Below are 17858 nucleotides of genomic sequence, written 5' to 3'. Positions count from 1 at the left end.
GTCGCGGCCTTCAGCGCGGATACCATGTCCTGGCTCTTCGCCAACATCCTTCTTCCCCTCTTTGCACCCACGGGTGTGTGCGGCGCGGCGGTGTGCGAGCTTGAGAATTCCGGATGGGTGGCGGCGCTCCTGATCTTCTTATTAATCCTGTCCTGCTTGCTTGCGTCAGGAGGAGCCCTGTTTCATACTTCCCTTGTCGTCTCGCCCAGTGCGTCCTGGCTTGGGCATTTTCGATGCATGATTGCCTCGCTTGTCGTCACAACGTTATCCGCCACGACTTACGCGATTGTGCATTTCGTCAAGATCTGAAAGGAGCGAACGTGATTCGAAGATGGTTCGCAAGAAGATTCAAAGACGAGGAAGCAATGTGGGACACCATTCTCGACTTCTGCATGTTCGGCGCCGGAATTGCCGCCATACAGATTGCCGGTCTGCTCGTGGTGAAGTATCTGCCGCTGCTGTTTAAATAGGCTGGACGCCGGGGGCGGTGTCCAGCCCCGGGAATTATTTCGACGCGGGTGCGTCTGCGGCTGGCGCAGCAGCTGCGCTGGCCTGAGAATTCGCCAGGTTAATTTTGCGCAGTTGGATGGTGATCGCGGCCGGGTAGTCGAAACCGGCGCCGGTATTGCGGTCAACGATATAGCCGATGCCGCCACCGATCAGAATATTTCCCCACACAGCGCCATTCGATTTGGAAACCAGGGTCTGGTTGCCTACGAAATCGTCCTTCTTGCAGTCGACGGCCATGTCGCCAGTGCTCTTGTGCACGGTGACGCTGGCAGGGGTGGTTACGAACCAGCTGCCGGTGTCATTGCTCAAGGTGCAGCCGACGCCGACGATTTCGGTATTCTCATGCGTCGCCAGCACGCGGATCGGCTGCATCTTCTCGCCCGAAATCGATGCGCAACCAGTGCCCAGGACTGCCACCGCCACGAGGGCCAGTATTTTTTTCATTATTTCCCCTTTTGTTTTATAGAGTTTTATGCGCGACAGCGCCTGCGAATTATATGGAAAACAATTGCCTCAAAAACTCTTCAATTGTCACCAGGAAATTAACTACTCGCGGGGGAGGAAAAATAAAAAGGCCGCCCGAGGGCGGCCTGGAGTTGGGGCTGGCGGGGATTAGTCGGCAGCGTAGATATTGTCGTCCTTGGTCTCGCGGATGAAGAGAGCGCCGATGACCAGGGTGGCCAGGGCGATCACGATCGGGTACCACAGGCCGTAGTAGATGTCGCCCTTGAAGGCCACGAGGGCGAAGGCGGTGGTTGGCAGCAGGCCGCCGAACCAGCCGTTACCGATGTGGTAGGGCAGAGACATCGAGGTGTAGCGGATGCGGGTCGGGAACATTTCAACCAGCATGGCGGCGATCGGGCCGTACACCATGGTCACGTACAGCACCAGGACGAACAGCACCAACACCATCATCGGCTTGTTGATCTGCTCTGGATCAGCCTTGGCGGGGTAGCCGGCGGCTTTGATCGCGTCGCCCATGGCTTTCTTCAGGTCGCCTTCCTTCTTCTTGGAGTCGGCGTCGAAGTTCAGGCCGTCAGCGGTCATCGCGGCGTTGAAGGATGGGATTTCCTTGTCGCCCACTTTCACCACCGCCACGGAACCGGCCGGCGCATCCTGGCGGGTGTAGTTGACGGAGGAGGCGGTCAGCATGCCGGTTGCGATATCGCAGGAGGATGGGAACTTCTTCGTACCGGTCATGTTGAACTGGAAGTGGCAGGAGTTCGGGTCAGCGACGACTACCACCGGGAATTCTTCAGCGCGGCTTCCAGTTGCGGGTTGCCATAGTGGGTCAGGGCGCCGAACAGAGGGAAGTAAGTCGCGGCAGCGATCAGGCAGCCACCCAGGATGATCCACTTGCGGCCGATCTTGTCGGACAGCGAACCGAAGAAGATGAAGAACGGCGTCGCCAGGATCAGCGCGACGGCAATCAGGATGTTGGCGGTCGCGATGTCGATCTTCAGGATTTGCAGCATGAAGAACAGAGCATAGAACTGGCCGGTGTACCACACCACTGCCTGGCCCATGGTCAGGCCGATCAGCGCCAGGATCACGATTTTCAGGTTCTTCCACTGGCCGAAAGCCTCGCTCAGCGGAGCCTTGGAAGTCTTGCCTTCAGCTTTCATCTTGGCGAAGGCAGGGGACTCGTTCATCGACAGGCGAATCCATACCGAGATGCCCAGCAGGACGACGGAAACCAGGAAGGGAATACGCCAGCCCCAGGCTTCGAAATCAGCCAGCGCCATCGAGGAACGGCAGGCCAGGATGACGATCAGGGACAGGAAGAAGCCCAGGGTCGCCGTGGTCTGGATCCACGCGGTGAACAGGCCGCGCTTGCCGTGTGGGGCGTGCTCCGCCACATAGGTTGCGGCGCCGCCGTACTCGCCGCCCAGCGCCAGGCCCTGCAACAGGCGCAGGGCAACGAGGATGATGGGCGCGGCGATGCCGATCGAGGTATGGCTTGGCAACAGGCCGACGATGAAGGTGGACATACCCATGATCAGGATCGTCACCAGGAAGGTGTATTTACGGCCGATCATGTCGCCCAGGCGGCCGAACACGATGGCGCCGAAAGGACGGACGATGAAACCTGCGGCAAACGCGAGCAGGGCGAAAATGAAGGTGGTGGTCGGGTCGCCGATAAAGAACTGCTTCGCGATAATCGAAGCCAGCGAGCCGTACAGGTAAAAGTCATACCATTCGAACACGGTACCCAGGGAAGAAGCAAAAATCACCTTCTTCTCTTCTGCGGTCATGGGAGCGGACTTGCCGTTCCCCGACTTACGCATGTCCGCAGTGCCAGAGGTTATTGCCATGATGTGTGTCTCCATATAATTGAAATGCCATATTCATAACCGGCATGATGGAGTCTGGCCTCTTAACCTTACGTCATGCTTGCATGAAACTTACGCAAAACTTACAAAAATAAATATCGAACGACCGTGCTAATTCGTGCTATTCTGCTCAGAAATAACCTTCAAGGAGATTCAAATGACTGATGCCGTGATCGTTTCGACCGCCCGTACCGGCCTGGCGAAATCCTGGAAAGGCGCCTTCAATATGACGCATGGCGCCACGCTTGGCGGCCACGCGCTGCAGGCTGCCATCAACCGCGCCAATATCGAAGCGGGCGAGTTGGAAGACGTGATCATCGGCTGCGCCAATCCTGAAGGAGCGACCGGCGGCAATATCGCCCGCCAGATCGCCATCCGCGCCGGCGCCCCTGTCACTGTGCCGGGCATGACGATCAACCGTTTCTGCTCGTCCGGCCTGCAGACCATCGCTACCGCGGCCCAGCGCATCATCGCGGGCGAAGGCGAGATTTATGCGGCCGGCGGCGTGGAGTCGATCTCCTGCGTGCAGCAGGAGATGAATATGCACATGTACAAGGAAGTCTGGCTGGACCAGCACAAGCCTGAAATCTACCTGCCGATGCTGCAGACGGCCGAAGTCGTCGCCAGGCGCTACGGCATCAGCAAGGAGCGCCAGGACGAATATGGCGTGCAAAGCCAGCTGCGCGCCGCCGCTGCGCAAGCCGCAGGACGTTTCGATGCCGAGATCGTGCCGATGACCACCGTGATGGGCGTGGCAGACAAGGCGACCGGCACGCTCGGCACCCGTGAAGTGACCATCACTGCCGACGAAGGCATCCGCGCCGACACAACGCTGGACGGCGTCTCGAAGATCCGCACCGCCATCCCCGGCGGCGTGATTTCGGCCGGCAATGCCAGCCAGTTCTCGGACGGCGCTTCCGTGGCCGTGCTGATGAGCGACCGCGTCGCCGCCGCCAAAGGCCTGCAGCCACTGGGCATCTTCCGCGGCTTCGCTGTCGCCGGATGCGAGCCGGATGAAATGGGCATCGGACCTGTATTTGCCGTGCCCAAGCTGCTGAAGAAGGCGGGCCTGAAGGTTGAGGACATCGGCCTGTGGGAGCTGAACGAAGCCTTCGCCGTGCAGGTGCTCTACTGCGCCGACAAGCTGGGCATCCCGATGGACCGCCTGAACGTGAACGGCGGCGCCATCGCGGTGGGCCATCCTTACGGTGTCTCCGGCGCCCGCATGACTGGCCATGCCCTGATCGAAGGCAAGCGCCGCGGCGTGAAATATGTGGTCGTGACCATGTGCATCGGCGGCGGCCAGGGTGCGGCGGGCCTGTTCGAAGTGATCTGACCGTCGCGAGGCGCCATGCAATCCAAGCTGCTGTCGCGCCGGGACGTCGAATTTCTCCTCTACGAATGGCTGGATGTGGAGGCGCTGGCCAGGCGCCTCCGCTTCCACGACCACAACCGGGAGAGCTTCGACGCGGCCATCGATACCGCCGAACAGATCGCGACCGAACTGTTCGCCCCCCACAACAAGAAGAACGACCAGCAGGAGCCGCACGTCGGCCCTGGTGGCGTCGTGCAGATCATCCCCGAAGTGAAGCAGGCGCTGGACGCCTTCAGCGCGGCGGGCCTGATGGCTGCGGGCCAGGATTACGAGATGGGTGGCATGCAGCTGCCCTACACGGTGGAGCGCGTGCTGGCCGGCTACTTCACGGCCGCCAATGTCGCCACTGCGGCCTACACCTTCCTGACCATGGCGAATGCCAACACCCTGCTCAAGTGCGGCACTGCGGAGCAGATCGAGGCGTACGTAAAGCCCATGCTGGAAGGGCGCTACTTCGGCACGATGTGCCTGTCCGAACCGCAGGCGGGTTCCAGCCTGTCCGACATCAGCACGCGCGCCGAGCCGGATGGGGAAGGGCGCTACCGCCTGAGCGGCAACAAGATGTGGATCTCGGCCGGCGAGCATGAGCTGGCGGAGAACATCGTCCACCTGGTGCTAGCCAAGATTCCCGGCCCCGACAGCAAGCTGGTACCTGGCGTAAAGGGCATCTCGCTCTTCCTTGTGCCGAAATTCCTGCCCGGCGGCGAGCGCAACGACATAGCACTGGCGGGCCTGAACCACAAGATGGGCAACCGCGGCACCACCAACTGCCTGCTCAACTTCGGCGAAGGCAGTCGTCGGCCCGGCGGCAAGCCCGGCGCCGTGGGCTGGCTGGTGGGCCAGCCGCAGCAGGGCCTGGCGAATATGTTCCATATGATGAACGAGGCGCGCATCGGCGTCGGGCTCGGCGCGACAATGCTGGGCTATACGGGCTACCTGCACGCACTGGACTACGCCCGCAACCGTCCGCAAGGCCGGCATCCTGCCGCAAAGGATCCGTCCGCACCGCAGTTGCCCATCATCGAGCATACGGACGTGCGGCGCATGCTGCTGGCGCAGAAGGCTTATGTGGAAGGCGCGCTGGGGCTCGTGATGTACAGCGCCCGCCTGGTCGATGAGCAGCACACGGCCGAAGCGCCGGAAGCCCGTGAACGCGCCACGCGCTTGCTGGAATTCCTGACGCCGATCACGAAGTCGTGGCCGTCGCAATGGTGCGTGGAGGCCAACAGCCTTGCCATCCAGGTGCACGGCGGTTATGGTTACACCCGCGAATACAACGTCGAGCAGTTCTACCGCGACAACCGCCTGAATGCGATCCATGAGGGCACGCACGGCATCCATGGCCTCGACCTGCTGGGCCGCAAGGTGGCACTGCAGGACGGCGCCCTGTTCAAGTCTTACGCTGCCGAGTTGCGCGCCACCGTAAGCCGCGCCCGCGCAGCAGACGGTGGCGAGCTGGCCGGCCATGCCGGAGCGCTCGATGCCGCCTGGAGCCGCGTCGAGGAAGTCACACGGGCCCTGTACGCCGCCGGCGACATGAACAAGACCCTGGCCAACGCCACCGTTTATCTGGAAGCCGTCGGCCACGTTGTCGTGGCGTGGATCTGGCTCGAACAGGCGCTGGTGGCCGCCCGCGCCGCGCCGGACGATTTTTACCTCGGCAAGCTGCAAGCCTGCCGCTATTTCTACAACTGGGAGCTGCCGAAGGTCCATTCGCAACTGGACTTGCTGGCCAGCCTCGATACCACCACGCTCGATATGCGCGATGCGTGGTTTTAGGAGTTCAAATGATCAAACACATCGTGATGTGGAAGCTGAAGGACTACGCCGAAGGCGCCGACCGCGCCACCAATGCGCGCAAGATGAAAGAGCTGCTGGAAGCTTGCGACGGCATCGTGCCTGGCATCCTGAAGCTGGAAGTGGCTGTAGCTGAACCGGGCCTCGAGGCGACTTATGACGTCGTGCTGTATTCCGAATTCAGCGACAAGGCCGCGCTGGATGCTTACCAGGTCCACCCGCAGCACGCGGCCCTGAAACCTTTCTTTGGCGCGGTGCGTGAAGCCCGCCAGTGCATGGATTACACCGTTTAAGGAGACATAATGCGTACTACCCAGGATCTCTTCAGCCTCAAAGGCAAAACCGCACTCGTTACCGGCGGCTCGCGCGGCCTCGGCCTGCAAATGGCGCTGGCGCTGGGCGAGCAGGGCGCGAAAGTCGTGATCTCGGCCCGCAAACAGGCGGAACTGGACGAAGCTGTCGCCACGCTGCGCGAGCATGGCATCGAAGCCCACGCCATCGCGGCTGATCTCGGCAGGGAAGAAGCGGTCGAGCCGCTGGTCGATGGCGCCATGGCCCACCTCGGCCAGATCGACATCCTGATCAACAATGCCGGCGCAACCTGGGGCGCCGCGGCGGAAGAATATCCGGTCGAAGCCTGGGACAAGGTCATGAACCTCAACGTGCGCAGCATCTTCCTGCTGTCGCAGGCCGTGGGCCGCAAGTCCATGATCCCGCGCCGCACCGGCCGCATCATCAATATCGCATCCATTGCGGGCATGGCCGGCAATGCGCCCGGCACGATGAAGACCATCGCCTACAATACTTCCAAGGCTGCCGTGATCAACTTCACCCGCACGCTGGCCGGCGAATGGGGCGAATACGGCATCAATGTGAACGCGCTGGCGCCGGGCTTCTTCCCGTCGAAGATGAGCGCGGGCGTGCTGAAATCCATTGGTGAAGAAAAGCTGGCCGCTGAAACCCCGCTGCACCGCCTGGGCGGAGATGAAGACCTGAAAGGCGCCGTGGTGCTGTTCGCATCCGATGCCGGCCGCCACATCACAGGCCAGACCCTGGCCGTGGACGGCGGCGTGTCCGCAGTATAAGGAGGCGCAATGTACCAACGTATCGTCCTGGCTTCCCGCCCATCGGGCGCGGTCGAAGCCTCCAACTTCCGCCTGGAGAAGGCGGAGGTTCCCGCACTGGCCGAGGGCCAGGTCCTGGTGCGCAACCATTACCTGTCGCTTGACCCGTATATGCGCGGCCGCATGAGCGACGCCAAGAGCTATGCGGCGCCGCAGGCACTGGGCGAGACCATGATCGGCGGCACGGTCGGCGAAGTGGTCGAATCGAAGAATCCTAAATTTGCCAAGGGCGACTGGGTCGTCGGCATGTTCGGCTGGTCCGAAATGGGCGTTTCCGACGGCACGCTGCTGCGCAAGGTCGATACCACGATCATTCCCGCATCCGCCTATCTGGGTGTGGTCGGCATGCCGGGCATGACCGCCTGGTATGGCATCAACAAGATCATCGAGCCGAAGGCCGGCGAAACCATCGTGGTTTCCGCCGCCAGCGGCGCCGTGGGCGCCACCGTCGGGCAACTGGCAAAGCTGGCGGGCGCGCGCGCGGTCGGCATTGCGGGCGGCAAGGAAAAGTGCGATTACGTGGTCAATGAGCTGGGCTTCGACGCTTGCGTCGATTACCGCGCCGGCAGTCTTGATGCCGGCCTGAAGGCGGCGACGCCGGATGGCGTAGACGGCATCTTCGAGAACGTCGGCGGCGCATGCTTCGATGCGGCGCTGGCGCGCACCAACGCCTTCGCGCGCATCGCCCTGTGCGGCATGGCAGCCGGCTACAGCGGCGAGGATATCCCGATCCGCAATCCGCGCCTGCTGCTGACCAACCGCGTGAAGTTGCAGGGCTTCATCGTCACCGAGCACCTGGACCTGTGGCCGCAGGGCCTGGCGGAAGTGGGCAAGCTGGTCGCCAGCGGCAAGATGAAGTACCGCGAATCCGTGTCGCAAGGCCTGGCCTCCGCGCCGGAAGCGTTCATGGGTCTCCTGCAGGGCAAGAACTTCGGCAAACAACTCGTAAAGCTCATCTGATGAAAAATTTCAAGGACAAGGTAGCCGTCATCACCGGCGGCGCGAGCGGATTCGGCCGCGAATTCGCTTTCAAGGCCCATCAACTGGGCATGAAGATCGTGCTCGCCGACGTGCAGCGCGATACGCTGGACCACACCGTGCAGGAATTGCGCGAGCAGGGCGCCCGTGTTTTCGGCCTTGTCTGCGATGTGCGCAAGAGCGCGGAGGTCCAGGCCCTGGCCGACGCCACGATGAAGGAATTCGGCGCCGTCCATCTCGTGTTCAATAACGCGGGCGTGGGTTCCGGTGGCCTGATCTGGGAGAACTCGGAGGCGGACTGGGAATGGGTGCTGGGCGTGAACCTGTGGGGCGTGGTGCACGGCGTGCGCATCTTCACGCGCCTGATGTTCGAATGCGCGAAGAACGATCCGGACTACGAGGGGCACATCGTCAACACGGCGTCGATGGCGGGTACGATGAGCATGCCGGCCATGGGCGTCTATAACGTGTCCAAGCATGCGGTGGTCACGCTGAGCGAAACCCTGTACCAGGATTTGCAGCTGGTGCAGGCGCCGATCGGCGCTTCCGTGCTGTGTCCCTATTTCGTGCCGACAGGGATCAGCCAGTCGCACCGCAACCGTCCGGCGGACGTGAAAATGACCGAAGCGCCTACCGTCAGCCAGCTGGCCGCCCAGTCCCTGGTGGACAAGGCGGTCAGCTCCGGCAAGATGACGGCCAGCGGCGTCGCCGAACTGACCTTCAAGGCGGTCGAAGATGGCCAGTTCTACGTTTTCACCCACCCGCAGGCCCTCGGCGGCGTAGAGCAGCGCATGACGGACATGGTCTCCCAGCGCAACCCGACCGATCCCTATGCGGCCACGCCGCAGGTTCGCGAGGCGCTGCTGTCGATGATGCGCCCGCGGTGAAATCCTTCTACAATCTGGCCCATGAAAACAGAACATGAAATTCGCTTCGGCGACTGGGCCAGCATGCAGGCGGATGCCAGACCGATCCGCCTGGAAGTGTTCGTGCAGGAACAAAACGTTCCCGCCGATCTGGAAATGGATGACAAGGATGCCGTGTGCCTGCACGCGGTGGCCTATGTCGACGGCAAGGCGGTTGGCACCGGCCGCCTGCTGCCGGATGGCCATATCGGCCGCATGGCCGTATTGCGCACGGCGCGCGGCACCGGCGTCGGCGGCGCCCTGCTGAAAGGCCTGATGGCCAGGGCCGAGGAGCGCGGCGACGAGTGCGTGGTGCTCAGCGCCCAGACCCACGCGGCGGAGTTTTACCTGGCCCACGGCTTTTCAGCCAAAGGCGATGTGTTTCACGAAGCAGGCATTCCCCATATCGAAATGGAGTTCTACTTCTGATTGGAGGTAGTCATGAAGCGCGTGTTGGCAGTGCTGGCCGTCTGCGCCGTTTTCGGCGCCGGCTATATCGCGGGTTCCCTCAGCAGCTTCCCCAACGCCCAGGCGCAGATTGGCGGCGGCGGCGCCTGGCCGGCAGCAGCCGTGACGCCGGGCTCGGGCGGGGCAACGCAGTTCTACCTGGTGGACACGGGCACGCGCACCCTGGTCTGGTGCAAGTCGGACGGCAACAAGCCGTCCTGCCTGCGCGAGCCCTTGCCTTAACGGATTGTCACTTCATGCAGCACGCCCGGTGAGCTGGCATACAGCTTCACCACGGTCGAGCTGCGCGTGCCATAGGCGGGCGACTCGATTTTCACGGCCGAGAGCAGGCGCTCCCATTCAATTGGCACGCCCGTGTCGGGCAGGCGCATGTCCGGTGCAATCGTCGTATCGGACAGCATTTCGAAGTACGCGTCTTCCGGCGCGCCCAGGCACAGCAGGCTGGCAAATTGCGCCTTGGTCTTCAGCACTTTGGGCCAGGCGGAGTCCAGCAGGGCGTTCGACAGGCCATAAACGCCCGGCGCCAGCGGCTGGCCGTTGCGTGGGTCGTTTTCCGCCTTGTTCGAATACCAGACCAGTTCCTGGCCGTCGCACAAGACGAGGTTGAAGCCATTGTAGGCTTGCGCGTCGCCCGCGATCTGCCGCACGTATTCGCGCGCCGTCATGTCCCCTTGCAGGAAACCGGTGACGAGGGCGCCGCGGCTGGGCGCGTCGGCACGGTGGTCCAGCGGATTGCGGATGTTCGTGATGGCGGCGAAGCGCGAGGGCGTCAGCAATGCGGCGCCCGACTCGGCCGGCGCCAGTGCGGCAGGGCTGGGATCATCGGCGCCGGGGCAGTTGGCGCGCACCGGCGGCTGGTCCGCGGTGCAGGCGTCCACGGAGGCCGCCGCCGGGCGGCGTAATGCCCATCCAGCTGCCGCCGGCCTTCAGGTCACGGCCTGCGAACACATGAGGGAATTCCGGCCACGGGGCGGCCGGCGCGGCGGCGCGCTCATAAAACTCGTCGCGGTTGGCCGCAGCAATCAGCGGCACGCCAGGCACCACCTGCCAGGCGAAGACAATCAGACACATCTTGAATCTAAATCCGTAAACACTTCAACGTGACGCGGACCGGCGCATAGCGCTACCAGCCCCGCCTCAGCTACAGCCTGCGCCAGGACGGCCTCAAAGCCCTCCGGCGTCGCGGGATACACCTCCATCCAGGTCTGCAAGCCATCCTTGGCCTGCGGGCGGCGCTTCAATTGCGGCGCCAGGGAGTAGCGCGCGGCCAGCCCGGATTGCATGGCCGCGACCAGGGGCAGCAAACGGCCGGCGTCGGCCTCGCGCACCTGGTAATAAACGTATAGATCGAACATGCTCAGACTTCGAGCTTATCCAGCACGTAGGGCAGGGGCTTGAACTCCAGGGCAGGGCCGTTGGCCGAGCCAAGGCGCACATCCGCCTGCTCGATGGCTTCGAGTTTCATCTCCACCAGCGCATCCACGCCGCCCTCGCCATTGGGGGCCGTGTTGACGACCATGCCGCAAGGCTGGTCGGGATCGGCCGGCGAGAAGACTTCGGCGCCCGGGACCACCGAGGGGTCGGCAATCGTCACCAGCGCCGTGCGGCGTTTCAGTTTGCCCAGATACTGGCTGCGAGCCACGATTTCCTGGCCCGGATAGCAGCCTTTCTTGAAATTGACGCCGCCCAGCAGCTCAAGATTCACCATCTGCGGTACGAACTGCTCCTGGGTGAATGGACCGATCTGGGGCACGCCCGCATGGATTTCGGACAGGCGCCAGGTTTCATTGCCGCCCACCACAAGGCGGTCCGCCAGAAGGGGCGCCGCCATGGTGGCAGTTTCCGGGGTGGTCAGCCACAGGTAGCGCGGCGCACCAAAGGCGTTCGCCACGCGCAGCAGGGTGCCCAGCGGGTGATCTACCCTTGAATACGGACGATCCGGCAGCACATCGAACCAGGTCTGCAGCACGGCTTCCGCCAGGCTGCCGCCCAGGCCGAGGGTGACATGCGCGTCGCTGACGTCGGCCGGCTTGGTTTTCGAGCGCAGCACAAACATTTGCAGGCGCTTCTGGATGGGCGCCTGGATGGCGCGCGGCAACTGCAGGAAGATGGAATCAGCGTTACGCCACATCAGGAAGGACGCCATGATGCGGCCTTTGGGCGAGCAGTAGGCGGCCAGGCGAACTTCGTTCTGACCCAGGTGCTCGACGTCATTGGTCAACTGATTGTGCAGGAAGCTGGCGGATTCCTCGCCGATGAAAGCGATCAGGCCCTGGTCAGTGACGGGGGCGACAAAACCGACGGCCAGCTTGGCCGCAGTCAACGGCTCTTGTTCCTGTGTTAAAAGTTGATTCCAGTTATTCATAAATTCCTATATTTCGACCCTGAAGGCAGTATCATTACGGGCTCATTATAGTGATCTCCCGAAATTTGCGCCGGACGCTCCGAAATTGCTTACATCGGGAGTGAAACTGGTTCAATATTCGGTTATCGAACGGGCATTCGCAATAAACTAGTCACATGGCATTTATAAAAAAGACCTTTGTTCTGGGGATGTTGGTGGCGGCCGGCGCCGCGGGCGGATTCGCCTGGTGGTCGGAGCAGCCGATTACCACCGAAGAACCGGCGATCGAGTTTACGATTTCCAAGGGCAGCACCGCAGGCGCGGCCGGCCAGCAGATGGCGCAGGCCGGGGTGCCGATCCAGCCCCTGATGTTCAATATGCTGGCCCGCTTTACGGGCAAGAGCAATAAGCTGAAAGCCGGCTCCTATGAGCTGAAGCCGAACACTACTCCCGCGCGCCTGATCGACCAGCTGGTCAGGGGCGAGTTCGCGCAAGAGTCGCTGACCATCATCGAAGGCTGGACCTTCAAGCAGATGCGCGCCGCCATTGCCGCCCACAAGGGCCTCAGGCACGATACCGCGGAGCTGAGCGACAAGGAACTGATGGAGCGCGTGAATCCGGACTTCAAGGACCCGGAAGGGCTGTTCTTCCCGGACACCTACCTGTTCGCCAAGGGATCCAGCGAGCTGCAGATCTTCAAGCAGGCGCACCAGATGCTGATCCAGCGCCTGCAGGAGGCGTGGGAGAAGCGTTCGGCGGACTTGCCTTACTCCTCGCCATACCAGGCGCTGACCATGGCATCGATTGTTGAGAAGGAAACCGGGCAGAAATCCGAGCGCTCGATGATCGCGGCCGTCTTCGTCAACCGCCTCAAGCTGGGCATGCTGCTGCAGACCGACCCCACTGTGATTTACGGTATGGGCGCCAGGTTCGACGGCAATATCCGCAAGAAGGACCTGGAAACGGACACCCCTTACAATACCTACCTGCGCACCGGCCTGCCGCCGACGCCGATTTCGCTGCCGGGCGTGCAGTCGCTGATGGCGGCCATGGCGCCGGCCAAATCCGGCGCCCTGTATTTCGTTTCGCGCGGCAACGGCACCAGCCAGTTTTCAGACAACCTGACCGACCATAACCGGGCGGTGAACCAGTACCAGAGACAATGACCCAACGCGGTAAATTCATCACCTTCGAAGGCATCGACGGCGCCGGCAAATCCACCCACATCCAGTTCGTCGGCGACCTGATCAAGGCGCGCGGCGTGGAACTGGTCAGTTCGCGCGAACCGGGCGGTACGCCGCTGGGCGAAAAGCTGCGCGAATTGTGGCTGCACGAGGCCATGCACGTGGAAACGGAAACCCTGCTGGTCTTTGCCAGCCGCCGCGAGCACATCGCCCAGGTCATCCAGCCCGCGCTGGAGCGCGGCGCCTGGGGTCATTTCCGATCGTTTCACCGATGCGAGCTTCGCCTACCAGGGCGGCGGCCGTGGGCTGAGCCGCGAAAAGCTGGAAATCCTCGCCCACTGGGTACATCCGCAGCTGGAGCCGGACCTGACCATCCTGTTCGACGTACCGCTGGAAGTGGCGCGGGCGCGCCTGGATGCAACCCGCGAACTGGACCGCTTCGAGCGCGAAAAGGCGGACTTCTTCAACGCCACCCGCAACGAATACCTGCGCCGCGCCGCCGAGTTCCCGCAGCGCTTCCGCGTGATCGATTCCACCCGCAGCATCCTGGACATCCAGCGCGAACTGGCCGACATCGTGGACAAGCTTGCATGAGCGGCCGCACCTACCCCTGGCAGCAGGACGCCTGGCAGCAGCTGCAAACCCTGCGCCAGCGTATGCCGCACGCCATCCTGTTCCACGGCGCAGCCGGCATCGGCAAGGCGGACTTCATCGAGCAGTTCGCCCAGGCCCTGCTGTGCGAGAGCGCGTTGCCGGATGGCCATGCCTGCGGCCAGTGCGCGTCCTGCGGCTGGTTCGCGCAGCAGAACCACCCCGACTACCGCCGCATTCGTCCGGAATCCATGGAAGATGAAGTCGCGGACGAAGAGGGGGGCGAGGACAAGAAGAAATCCAAGACCCCGTCCAAAGAGATCAAGATCGAGCAGATCCGCTCCCTGGCCGACTTCATGAACATCTCGACCCACCGCCAGGGCTTGCGCGTGGTCGTGCTGTATCCCGCCGAGGGGCTGAACATGCCCGCCTCGAATGCGCTGCTGAAGACACTGGAAGAGCCGCCGCCCGGCACCGTCTTCCTGGTGTCGTCGAATTCGCTGGACCGCGTGCTGCCGACCATCCTGTCGCGCTGCCGAAAATTCGCCATGCCGATGCCGTCCCATGCCGAGGCGCTGGCCTGGCTGAAAGAGCAGGGCGTGCCGGACGCCGATTCCTGGCTGCGCGAGCAGGGCGGTTCGCCGCTGGCGGCGGCGGCCCAGGCCGAGCAGGGCAACCGCGAAGAGATGGACAGTTTCCTGCAATACCTGGCCCATCCCAGCGTGGAAGGCGCGTTACGGACAGCGGACAAGTTGCAAAAAGTGCCACTGTCGGCACTTGTATCTTGGCAACAGCGCTGGCTTTATGACGTTTTTTCGTACAAACTGGCTGGAAACATCCGTTATTATCCACGGTACCAGCGGGAGCTCGCTGGCCTGGCCGACAAGATTCATGTCAGCCGGCTGATGGCTGCGCTGAAAGGCGCCAATGAGCGGCGAGCGGTTGCGGATCATCCGCTCTCCCCCAAGCTTTTTATAGAGGATATGCTGCTTGACTATACTGCGTGCTGTACGTGAGAGGAATAAATGAGCGCTAGCCCAACCGATCCGAACACCGTGCCGATCAACCGGCCTACGGTGCTGTCGCTGGCGATCAAGGAAAAAGCTGCCCTGTACGCGGCCTACATGCCCTTCCTGAAAAACGGGGGGCATGTTCGTGCCGACCCAGAAACCGTACAAGATCGGCGACGAGATCTATCTGCTGCTGACCCTGATGGACGATCCGAACAAGTACGCGATCGCGGGGAAGGTTGCGTGGATCACGCCCACCGGCGCCCACAATAACAAGACGCAAGGCATCGGCGTGCACTTTCCGGACGATGAAACCGGCCAGCGCACGCGCCTGCGCATCGAGGAAATCCTGGGCGCCGCGCTGCGCTCGTCCCGCGCCACCCATACGCTTTGATTCGGCTTTGGTAAAATTGTGGGATGTTTATCGATTCCCACTGCCACATCGACTTCCCGGAACTCTCGGTCCGGATGCCTGAAATCCTCTCGAAGATGGAGGAAAACAAGGTCAGCCACGCACTCTGCGTGTCGGTTGACCTGCCGGATTTCCCCCCGCGTGCTCGCGCTGGCCGAGCAATACCCGCATATCTACGCCTCGGTCGGCGTTCACCCGGACTATGAAGACACGCCCGAGCCGACGGTAGAACAGCTGGTCGAGCTCGCCAATAATCCAAGGATCGTCGCCATCGGCGAAACCGGACTGGATTACTACCGCCTGGAAGGCGACCTCGAGTGGCAGCGCGAGCGTTTCCGCACCCACATCCGGGCCTCGCGCCTTACGCGCAAGCCGCTGATCATCCACACCCGCAGCGCCAGCGAAGACACGATCCGCATCATGCGGGAAGAGGGCGCCGCGCCGCAGGACGGCGGTGTCGGCGGCGTCATGCATTGCTTCACCGAGTCGCTCGAAGTCGCGCGCGCCGCCATGGAGCTGGGTTTCTACATTTCCTTCTCCGGCATCGTCACCTTCAAGAGCGCCAGGGACCTGCAGAACGTAGCCCTGGAAGTGCCGCTGGAGCGCATGCTGATCGAAACCGACTCGCCCTATCTCGCCCCGGTGCCATATCGTGGCAAAATGAATGAACCCGGCTATGTGTCGCATGTGGCCGAGTTCATCGCCAGGCTGCGCGGTGTTCCGCTGGAGCAGGTTGCGGAGCAGACGACGGCGAATTTCTTCAAATTATTCAACATCATACGGTAGGTTCTTAATGGGATTGATGATGCGTGTACGCTTTGTCCGCCGGCGCCTGAAAGCCCGCGCGGTGGCCCTGGCAGTCGCACTGGCATCCATTACCGGCATGGCGCATGGCGCGCCCGAGCTGCCGGCGCAGGGCGAGGAGGCAGTGCGCTTCTTCCGCGCCGCCCAGCTGGACGATGCCGGCAGCATCAAGCCCATCCTCGCGCGCGGCCTGAACCCGAACACCCGCGAGCCGGAGCGGGGCGAAACCGGCATCATCGTAGCCTTGCGCTACGACGCCATGAAGGTCTTCAATCTGCTGCTGTCCCAGCCCAACATACAGCTCGAATCCGCGGCCGACAATGGCAACACGGCTCTCATGATGGCCGCCTTCAAAGGCAACAAAGAAGCCGTGCATGCCTTGCTGGCGAAGGGCGCGCAGGTCAACCGTCCCGGCTGGACAGCGCTGCACTATGCGGCCGCGTCCGGCCAGACCGAAATCATGCGCATCCTGCTCGACCAGCACGCCTATATCGATGCGGAGTCCCCCTCCGGTATGACGCCGCTGATGATCGCCGCCCGCGAAGGCATGGAAGATGCCGTCAAGATGCTGCTGGCCGAAGGCGCGGACGCCAATCTGCGCGACCGTGGCTTCAAGTCCACCGCCGGCGAATTCGCCGAGCGCGCGCACAAGCCATGGATCGCGGACGCCATCCGCGTCCACCTCGCGGCTAAACGCTGAACTAAGCCACTTTCACCCCAGAACTCACCGCTTTGGCGTAGCATGGTTCCCGCGACAATAGACTTGTCGCAAACCCTATGGAACCGCCATGCTGAACGAACGCGAAATCGAGAGCTGCTATCTCGGCCAATTTATTCCCGTCCACTACCATCACAATATGCTGATGGACGCCAACCGGATGGTCAACTTCAAGGCGGCCATCGAATACGCGGTGAAGCCTGGCATGAAAGTGCTGGAACTGGGAGGCGGCACCGGCGTGCTGTCCTGCTTTGCGGCGCGCAAGGCGTCCAAAGTCTACTGCGTGGAATTCAATCCGGACATGGTGCGCGAGGCGAGCAAATTCCTGGCCATGAACGAGGGAGGCGATCGCGTTGAAGTGATCCACGCCGACGCTTTCGAATACCTGCCGCCGGAACCGGTGGATGTGGTGATCTGCGAAATGATCCACGTCGCCATGCTGCGCGAAAAGCAGGTTGAAGTGATCGAGAATTTCAAGCAGCGCTATCTGAAGCAGTTCGGCGGCCCGCTGCCCTTGTTCCTGCCCGAGGCAGTCCTGATGGCCGTGCAGCCGGTGCAGCAGGAATACGATTTCGAAGGCTTCTACGCGCCCATCGTGCAATTCCAGCAGCCGGGCGTCGTGCATCCCGGCACTTTGGAACTCGGCCAGCCGGCGGTATATTCGCTGATCGACTTTACGCAACCGAACGATCTGGCCTACCGCTGGGAGGGCCACATTGCCATCGAGCGCGACGGCGTGCTGAATGCCCTGCGTTTCGTGACCAAGAACATCCTGGCGGTCGTGCCGGAGCGGTCGTCCACCATCGACTGGCTGAATCACTACATGACCTTGCCGCTGGCCGAGCCCCGGTCCGTTCGAGCCGGCGATCGGGTGCAGGTGAGCTTTGCCTACCGCGCCGGCGGACAGATCCAGTCGCTCCAGTCGGCCATGCGCGCTGATGTGGTCGCCGCGCCGGTAGCCGCGCACGCCTAGCGGACGTTTCGCCCCCCGCGATTTCACCATCCATCCGCCCATTCTGCATTTGGTCGCATGGCGATTGTCCGCCCCGGACGTCCGCTTTAAAGTCTGGACAACAAGAAAACGGGAGATATCGCCATGCTGGGCTTTCTGCTTTGGTTGTTGCTGCTGTTCATCTGCTGGCCGCTCGCCTTGCTGGCGCTCGTCCTGTATCCTCTGGTCTGGCTGATCCTGCTGCCGTTCCGCCTGCTGGGCATCGGCGTCGAGGCGGTTTTCGAACTGCTGCGCGCCATTGTGATGCTGCCGGCCCGCGTCCTGGGCGGTGGCCGATAACAACATAAAAACAA

19 protein-coding genes and 4 pseudogenes are annotated in these 17858 nt (G+C 62.4%); 17 read left to right on the top strand and 6 right to left on the bottom strand.

Annotated features, from left to right (window positions below; genetic code table 11):
- The first annotated feature begins 24 nt into the window (after window positions 1–24).
- Window positions 25–309: a hypothetical protein gene (locus ACHMW6_RS16745; protein ID WP_395408194.1), complete on the top strand. Its 285-nt coding sequence runs from the start codon at window positions 25–27 to the stop codon at window positions 307–309.
- Window positions 310–504: 195 nt separating this feature from the next.
- On the opposite strand, the gene ACHMW6_RS16740 is transcribed toward ACHMW6_RS16745, so the two are convergent.
- Together ACHMW6_RS16740 and ACHMW6_RS16735 are read right to left on the bottom strand one after the other, a co-directional pair.
- A complete protein-coding gene (locus ACHMW6_RS16740) occupies window positions 505–954 on the bottom strand; it encodes a hypothetical protein (RefSeq protein WP_395408193.1) in 450 nt (149 codons plus the stop codon).
- Window positions 955–1122: 168 nt separating this feature from the next.
- Window positions 1123–2825: pseudogene (locus ACHMW6_RS16735) on the bottom strand (MFS transporter).
- A gap of 175 nt (window positions 2826–3000) precedes the next feature.
- Here ACHMW6_RS16735 and ACHMW6_RS16730 point away from each other — a divergent pair.
- The 8 genes from ACHMW6_RS16730 to ACHMW6_RS16695 are packed head-to-tail and all read left to right on the top strand — an operon-like array spanning window position 3001 to window position 9712.
- Window positions 3001–4179, top strand: coding sequence for an acetyl-CoA C-acyltransferase (locus tag ACHMW6_RS16730; RefSeq protein WP_395408192.1), 1179 nt, complete (start codon window positions 3001–3003; stop codon window positions 4177–4179).
- Between the two features lie 15 nt (window positions 4180–4194).
- Window positions 4195–5997, top strand: a complete 1803-nt coding sequence (locus ACHMW6_RS16725; RefSeq protein WP_395408191.1) for an acyl-CoA dehydrogenase — start codon at window positions 4195–4197, stop codon at window positions 5995–5997.
- 8 nt (window positions 5998–6005) lie between these two features.
- A complete protein-coding gene (locus ACHMW6_RS16720) occupies window positions 6006–6308 on the top strand; it encodes a Dabb family protein (RefSeq protein WP_395408190.1) in 303 nt (100 codons plus the stop codon).
- 9 nt (window positions 6309–6317) lie between these two features.
- Window positions 6318–7100: an SDR family oxidoreductase gene (locus ACHMW6_RS16715; protein ID WP_395408189.1), complete on the top strand. Its 783-nt coding sequence runs from the start codon at window positions 6318–6320 to the stop codon at window positions 7098–7100.
- A gap of 9 nt (window positions 7101–7109) precedes the next feature.
- The gene (locus ACHMW6_RS16710; RefSeq protein WP_395408188.1) at window positions 7110–8099 is read left to right on the top strand and encodes an NADP-dependent oxidoreductase; all 990 of its coding nucleotides are present in this window, start codon (window positions 7110–7112) and stop codon (window positions 8097–8099) included.
- A complete protein-coding gene (locus ACHMW6_RS16705; RefSeq protein WP_395408187.1) occupies window positions 8099–9004 on the top strand; it encodes an SDR family oxidoreductase in 906 nt (301 codons plus the stop codon). The genes ACHMW6_RS16710 and ACHMW6_RS16705 overlap by 1 nt, the downstream gene beginning before the upstream one ends.
- A gap of 21 nt (window positions 9005–9025) precedes the next feature.
- Entirely contained in the window at window positions 9026–9451 is a 426-nt protein-coding gene (locus ACHMW6_RS16700; RefSeq protein WP_395408186.1) for a GNAT family N-acetyltransferase, read from the top strand.
- Window positions 9452–9463: 12 nt separating this feature from the next.
- On the top strand, window positions 9464–9712 hold the full coding sequence (locus ACHMW6_RS16695; RefSeq protein ID WP_395408185.1) for a hypothetical protein: 249 nt from the start codon (window positions 9464–9466) through the stop codon (window positions 9710–9712).
- On the opposite strand, the gene ACHMW6_RS16690 is transcribed toward ACHMW6_RS16695, so the two are convergent.
- Genes ACHMW6_RS16690 through ACHMW6_RS16675 form a run of 4 tightly spaced genes read right to left on the bottom strand, consistent with a single transcriptional unit; the run spans window position 9709 to window position 11855 of the window.
- Window positions 9709–10368: an NRDE family protein gene (locus ACHMW6_RS16690; protein WP_395408184.1), complete on the bottom strand. Its 660-nt coding sequence runs from the start codon at window positions 10366–10368 to the stop codon at window positions 9709–9711. The genes ACHMW6_RS16695 and ACHMW6_RS16690 overlap by 4 nt on opposite strands.
- Window positions 10310–10561: an NRDE family protein gene (locus ACHMW6_RS16685; RefSeq protein ID WP_395408183.1), complete on the bottom strand. Its 252-nt coding sequence runs from the start codon at window positions 10559–10561 to the stop codon at window positions 10310–10312. The genes ACHMW6_RS16690 and ACHMW6_RS16685 overlap by 59 nt, the downstream gene beginning before the upstream one ends.
- Complete coding sequence (locus ACHMW6_RS16680) at window positions 10552–10845, bottom strand: DUF4936 family protein (protein ID WP_395408182.1); 294 nt, start codon at window positions 10843–10845, stop codon at window positions 10552–10554. The genes ACHMW6_RS16685 and ACHMW6_RS16680 overlap by 10 nt, the downstream gene beginning before the upstream one ends.
- A 2-nt stretch (window positions 10846–10847) precedes the next feature.
- On the bottom strand, window positions 10848–11855 hold the full coding sequence (locus ACHMW6_RS16675) for a YgfZ/GcvT domain-containing protein (RefSeq protein ID WP_395408181.1): 1008 nt from the start codon (window positions 11853–11855) through the stop codon (window positions 10848–10850).
- Window positions 11856–12010: 155 nt separating this feature from the next.
- Here ACHMW6_RS16675 and mltG point away from each other — a divergent pair, with 155 nt between their 5' ends.
- The 8 genes and pseudogenes from mltG (at window position 12011) to ACHMW6_RS16635 (ending at window position 17844) form a co-directional block, all read left to right on the top strand.
- Window positions 12011–13000: an endolytic transglycosylase MltG gene (mltG, locus tag ACHMW6_RS16670; protein ID WP_395408180.1), complete on the top strand. Its 990-nt coding sequence runs from the start codon at window positions 12011–12013 to the stop codon at window positions 12998–13000.
- Window positions 12997–13612 (top strand): annotated as a pseudogene (gene tmk / locus ACHMW6_RS16665) (dTMP kinase). Before mltG ends, tmk begins: the two are co-directional and overlap by 4 nt.
- Entirely contained in the window at window positions 13609–14625 is a 1017-nt protein-coding gene (locus ACHMW6_RS16660; RefSeq protein ID WP_395408179.1) for a DNA polymerase III subunit delta', read from the top strand. The pseudogene tmk and the gene ACHMW6_RS16660 overlap by 4 nt, the downstream one beginning before the upstream one ends.
- Window positions 14626–14634: 9 nt before the next feature.
- A pseudogene (locus tag ACHMW6_RS16655) lies at window positions 14635–15013 on the top strand (PilZ domain-containing protein).
- 23 nt (window positions 15014–15036) lie between these two features.
- A pseudogene (locus ACHMW6_RS16650) lies at window positions 15037–15817 on the top strand (TatD family hydrolase).
- 16 nt (window positions 15818–15833) lie between these two features.
- Complete coding sequence (locus tag ACHMW6_RS16645; protein WP_395408178.1) at window positions 15834–16535, top strand: ankyrin repeat domain-containing protein; 702 nt, start codon at window positions 15834–15836, stop codon at window positions 16533–16535.
- Window positions 16536–16623: 88 nt separating this feature from the next.
- On the top strand, window positions 16624–17526 hold the full coding sequence (locus ACHMW6_RS16640; RefSeq protein WP_395408176.1) for a methyltransferase domain-containing protein: 903 nt from the start codon (window positions 16624–16626) through the stop codon (window positions 17524–17526).
- Window positions 17527–17649: 123 nt separating this feature from the next.
- Complete coding sequence (locus ACHMW6_RS16635; RefSeq protein ID WP_395408174.1) at window positions 17650–17844, top strand: hypothetical protein; 195 nt, start codon at window positions 17650–17652, stop codon at window positions 17842–17844.
- Window positions 17845–17858 lie beyond the last annotated feature (14 nt).

Source organism: Pseudoduganella sp. UC29_106 (genome assembly GCF_044055365.1).
Lineage (GTDB): Bacteria > Pseudomonadota > Gammaproteobacteria > Burkholderiales > Burkholderiaceae_D > Rugamonas.
The sequence above is the reverse complement of the archived record's forward strand: the minus strand, read 5'-3'. Positions and strand labels throughout refer to the sequence as shown.